5 protein-coding genes are annotated in these 5,044 nt (G+C 25.3%); 4 read left to right on the top strand and 1 reads right to left on the bottom strand.

The features are described 5' to 3' along the window. Both GBZ86_RS12590 and GBZ86_RS12585 read left to right on the top strand, forming a co-directional pair. The coding region (locus GBZ86_RS12590; RefSeq protein WP_152891174.1) for a transposase at positions 1–383 on the top strand (383 nt) is incomplete at its 5' end. A 495-nt stretch (positions 384–878) separates the two neighbouring features. Beyond that, complete coding sequence (locus GBZ86_RS12585) at positions 879–2,435, top strand: ABC-F family ATP-binding cassette domain-containing protein (RefSeq protein WP_152891172.1); 1,557 nt, start codon at positions 879–881, stop codon at positions 2,433–2,435. 39 nt (positions 2,436–2,474) lie between these two features. Here the strand turns inward: GBZ86_RS12585 and GBZ86_RS12580 are convergent, their stop codons facing one another. Beyond that, the gene (locus tag GBZ86_RS12580) at positions 2,475–2,630 is read right to left on the bottom strand and encodes a ribbon-helix-helix domain-containing protein (RefSeq protein ID WP_152891170.1); all 156 of its coding nucleotides are present in this window, start codon (positions 2,628–2,630) and stop codon (positions 2,475–2,477) included. A 127-nt stretch (positions 2,631–2,757) separates the two neighbouring features. Here GBZ86_RS12580 and GBZ86_RS12575 point away from each other — a divergent pair, with 127 nt between their 5' ends. Both GBZ86_RS12575 and GBZ86_RS12570 read left to right on the top strand, forming a co-directional pair. Beyond that, a complete protein-coding gene (locus tag GBZ86_RS12575; RefSeq protein WP_152891168.1) occupies positions 2,758–4,314 on the top strand; it encodes a recombinase family protein in 1,557 nt (518 codons plus the stop codon). 123 nt (positions 4,315–4,437) lie between these two features. Further along, the gene (locus GBZ86_RS12570; RefSeq protein ID WP_152891166.1) at positions 4,438–4,830 is read left to right on the top strand and encodes a bleomycin resistance protein; all 393 of its coding nucleotides are present in this window, start codon (positions 4,438–4,440) and stop codon (positions 4,828–4,830) included. The last annotated feature ends 214 nt before the right edge of the window (positions 4,831–5,044 follow it).

The raw sequence follows: 5,044 nt of genomic DNA, 5'->3' as shown, positions 1-5,044 counted from the left end.
TTGTAGTTACTAATATGACATTACCACCAGAGCAACTGATAATGTTTTATTCTAACAGAGGAACTATGGAAAATTTCATTAAAGAAAGTAAAAATGGATTTGCTTTAGATTCAATGAGTAGTACTAGCTTTTTAGCTAATGCAAATAAACTTCAATTAAGCCTACTAGCTTATAATTTCAATAATTGGTTTAGACGATTGGCTTTATCAAATAAAAGCAAAACTAATAGAATTCAAACACTAAGATTAAAATTAATAAAGATAGCGGCTAAAATTGTTACTAGCGCAAGATATATAACTTTTAAACTTTGTAGTAGTTGTCCTTACAAAGAAGAGTTTATGAATATATTAAATAATATAGGTGCCTTAAAGGCTCTGCCGTGATATGAAAAATATATAATTTAATATCGAAAAATAAGGAATTTCCGCAAGTCCGTAGGGATACTTTACCCTTTTTAGATATATAAAATAAAATTTATAAATTTTCTATGCTAAAATAAAAATTCTTTAAAAAAATAAACACCAAACCATATATTTAGATATTTTTATCTTCTAAAAAATAGTTTGGTGAATAATTCGGGATTAATTTTAAAAAAATAATAAAAAAATGAATAATTAATTGTAACAAATTTAGATGTTAGTATATAATTTAAAATGATTAAATAATTTAATAATTAACATTTAGTGCAAGGTGGTGTTATAATTGGAACTTAGAAAAACCGCAATGGTTAATATTTTAGGAATAGCACTTTTATCATTAATAATATTTATAGGAGGGTTATTTTTTCTATAAATAAATAGTTTAGAGTTAAAAATAAGAAAATAGTTAAATTAATTTAAGATATTTAATAGACACATTTATAAAAGAGGGGTACACAGATGAGTATATTAACAGTTAAGAACATGAGCCATGGTTTTGGTGATAGAGCAATATTTGAAGATGTATCATTTAGACTTCTAAAAGGAGAACATGTTGGTCTTATTGGAGCTAATGGAGAAGGAAAATCTACTTTTATGAACATAATCACAGGTAAATTAATGCCTGATGAGGGAAAAATAGATTGGAGTAATAGAGTAAGAGTTGGATACATGGATCAGCATGCACAACTTGAAAAAGGAAAAACTATAAGAGATGTACTTAGAGAAGCTTTCCAATATTTGTTTGATATGGAAAATGAAATGAATGAGCTTTATGGAAAAATGGGCGAAATGGATGAAGATGAAATGAATAAAGCTCTAGAAAAAACTGCTATAATTCAAGATACATTAGATAATAATGGTTTTTATATTATTGATGCAAAAGTTGAAGAGGTTGCAGGTGGTTTAGGATTAAGAGATGTAGGGTTAGATAAAGATGTTACAGATTTAAGTGGTGGACAAAGAACCAAAGTATTATTAGCTAAATTACTTTTAGAAACGCCAGATATATTACTTCTAGACGAGCCTACTAACTATTTAGATGAAGCTCATATAGAATGGTTAAAGATTTATTTACAAAAATATGAAAATGCATTTATATTAATATCACATGATATACCATTCTTAAACAGTGTAGTTAATGTTATATATCATGTAGAAAATAGATTATTAACAAGATATACTGGAGACTATGAAAACTTTAAGAGAGTGCATGAAGCTAATAAAAAGCAGTTAGAAGCAGCTTATGAAAGACAGCAACAAGAAATAGCTAAACTTGAAGATTTCGTAGCAAGAAATAAAGCAAGGGTTGCAACAACTGGTATGGCAAGAGCTAGACAAAAGAAACTAGATAAGATGGACAGAATTGAATTAGCAGCAGAAAAACCAAAACCAGAGTTTAATTTCAAAGTTGCTAGAACTTCAGGAAAATTAATATTTGAAACAAGAGATTTAGTGATAGGATATAATGAGCCATTAAGTAAACCTCTAAACCTAAGAATGGAAAGAGGTCAAAAAATAGCTTTAGTTGGTGCTAATGGTCTTGGAAAATCAACATTATTAAAAAGTCTTATGGGACTTATAAAGCCAATAAGTGGAGAAGTTGAAACTGGAGACTATCAAGAAATAGGTTACTTTGAGCAAGAGATAAAAGAAGCTAACTATAATTCTTGTATAGAGGAAGTTTGGAAAGACTTCCCTTCATACACACAATACGAAGTAAGATCAGCATTAGCTAAATGTGGATTAACAACTAAGCATATAGAAAGCTCAGTTGTTGTATTAAGTGGGGGAGAGCAGGCTAAGGTTAGACTTTGTAAGTTAATAAATAGACAAACAAATATACTAATACTAGATGAGCCTACAAATCACTTAGATGTAGAAGCTAAAGATGAATTAAAAAGAGCTTTAAAAGAATATAAAGGAAGTATACTTTTAGTATGTCACGAACCTGAATTCTATAAAGATGTTGTAACAGATATATGGAATTGCGAAGAATGGACTACACTTATCTGCTAATATAAAATAAAACCCTATGGATTTTTCCATAGGGTTTTATTATTTGAAATTATGTTTTTCTAAAAGTAGTTCAATAGCTTCATCTAGTAATTTACTTCTGTCAATTCTTGTTTTTTGTTTTAAAGCATTTAATTTTTTTAATAAATCTTTATCTACTGAGGTTGCGAGACGTGCTCTATTAACAAGTTCACCCATAAAAAATCCTCCATATAAATAAATAGTGATTATATAATACTATAAATTGAAAATTTTGTATATAAAAATAAACTATGACATATACTATCATAGTATGACATACAAAAAAGAAGGGATGAGAAACTAAATGAAAAAGATAGCTTGTTATATAAGGTCTTCTTCGAATAAAGAAGATCAAAATAGAGCATTGGAACAACAAGAATTGTTATTAAAAAATCATTACAAAGATAGAGATATTATATTTTATAGCGATGTTTGTACAGGAACTAGTTTTAAAAGAGCTGGATTTCAAAAATTAATGTATGATGCTGGATTAAACTTAAAAAAATTAAATGATGGAAGAATAACATTTGAAGCAGACCAGTGGAGAGAACCACTTTTTGAAGAAATAGCAGTTATAAATGCATCAAGATTTAGTAGAAGTGTTTCAATAATAGAAGTTTTAAGGGTTTTATGGGATTATAAGAAAATTAATGTTTATTTCGTAGATATTATGAAGAATAGTAATAATCCTAATGATTTACCTTTATTAAATATGTTTTTCGCAATGGCTGAAAATGAGGTTATTGAAACTTCTAAAAGAACTAAAAGGGGTAATAGTATATCTATAATGCAAAATAGAATAAGAAATGTAAGTATTTTTGGTTTTGATTTTGATAGAAATAATAACAAATTAATTTTAAATGAAGAAGAAGCTAAAATAGTTAAGTTTATTTATAAAACATCTTTAACTAATGGATTAAAAAATACAGCTAAAATAGTTAATGAATTAGGATATAGAACTAAAAAGGGTAACTTGTGGAGTGATAGCACTATAAAAACATTAATTACTAATCCTAAATATAAAGGGTATAATGTTAGAAATAAATTTAATAGTGTTAATTTATTTACCGATAGTAAGGTCAAATATGTAAGAAAAGAAAATTGGGTTATACAAAAATCAGAAGATATTGAAGCTATAATTTCGGAAGAATTATGGCAAGAAGTACAAAATGCTTTGAAAAATAGGTGTTTGAATGGGAATAGAGGAATAAATTCAAATAAATATGATACTAAAGGAAAACTTATTTGCAAAATATGTGGTTCATCTTATAATAGGGCGGTTGAAAAAGCAATAAAGAATAAACCAATAGGGCAACATTATTTAATTTGCATGAAAAAGAAAAAATTTACTAAAGATGTTTGTAATTCAGAAAATATAAATATAGAAACCTTGAATAATTATATAGAATTACAATGTTTAAATTATTATAAAAGGATAAAGTTTATGATAGATATAAAAATTATAAAACTTAAGAATGATATAGAAAAAATAAGTAAAATTGACAGAGAATATATAAATAAGAGAGTTATTAATTATAGAAAATTTATAAGTGAAATAAATAATTTAATAGATGAAAATATAGAAAAGGAATTAAATGAAAAAGAACTTTTAAAGCTATCAGAGAAGAATCAAAAAAATGAAATAAAGGCTAAAGAATTAAAAATAGAAATAGAAGAATTGGAGTTAATAATATCAAATAAAAAAGATTATATAAGGGATATAAATAAAAGAATAAAAATATTAGAAAAAGAAAGATTAGAATTAAAGGAGGAAAAAATTGAAAGAAAAGAGTGGCTTGAAAGAGTAGAGTACATAATTGTTGGCGGAAAAAAAGATTTAAAAACTATTTACAAAGTATAATATTTTGGAGGGTTTTATCCATGTATATTAATATACATGGATAAAGCTATATATAACTTCTTTATAACAAGAAAAATTATTGTTAAAATAAATTGATTATATGAAATTTAAGGAGTAAAAATAATGAAATTTAATGGATTAATACCAGAACTATCAGTAAGTAATATTGAAGAATCTAAGAAATTTTACATTGATATTTTAGGATTTAAGTTAGAATATGAAAGAGTTGAAGATAAGTTTGCTTTTTTATCACTAGGAGATATTCAGATTATGATAGAAGAAGTAAATGATTATTGGAATACTGGAGAGTTAACATATCCATTTGGTAGAGGAGTTAATTTTCAGATGGAAGTACCTAATGTTGATTTAATAAAAGATAGTCTAATTAAAAATAATATAAAATTATTTAGAGATATAACTTTAAGTGAATATGAGTGTAATGGAGTGGTTATAGTACAAAAAGAATTTCTAGTGCAAGATTTAAATGGGTATTTATTAAGGTTTTGTTCTGAATAAATTATGAAAAATATAATAATGATTTTATGCTGAAATTTTGGGTGAATATATTTAAACAAGTTAAGATAAATAAATATAAAAATAATAATAAACCCGAATTATTCACCAAACTATTTTTTAGAAGATAAAAATATCTAAATATATGGTTTGGTATTTATTTTTTTAAAGAATTTTCATTTTAGCATAGAAAATTCTTTAAATTTTATTTTATATA

It is taken from the genome of Clostridium tarantellae, assembly GCF_009295725.1.
Lineage (GTDB): Bacteria > Bacillota > Clostridia > Clostridiales > Clostridiaceae > Sarcina > Sarcina tarantellae.
Note: the sequence above shows the minus strand (reverse complement) of the source record. Positions and strands in the feature narration are given on the sequence as shown.

What these genes read in the sequence shown, in the direction of transcription:
- GBZ86_RS12580 (WP_152891170.1), bottom strand. Translation starts at nt 2,630, where the DNA reads ATGGGTGAACTTGTTAATAGAGCACGTCTCGCAACCTCAGTAGATAAA.
- GBZ86_RS12570 (WP_152891166.1), top strand. Translation starts at nt 4,438, where the DNA reads ATGAAATTTAATGGATTAATACCAGAACTATCAGTAAGTAATATTGAA.
- GBZ86_RS12575 (WP_152891168.1), top strand. Translation starts at nt 2,758, where the DNA reads ATGAAAAAGATAGCTTGTTATATAAGGTCTTCTTCGAATAAAGAAGAT.
- GBZ86_RS12585 (WP_152891172.1), top strand. Translation starts at nt 879, where the DNA reads ATGAGTATATTAACAGTTAAGAACATGAGCCATGGTTTTGGTGATAGA.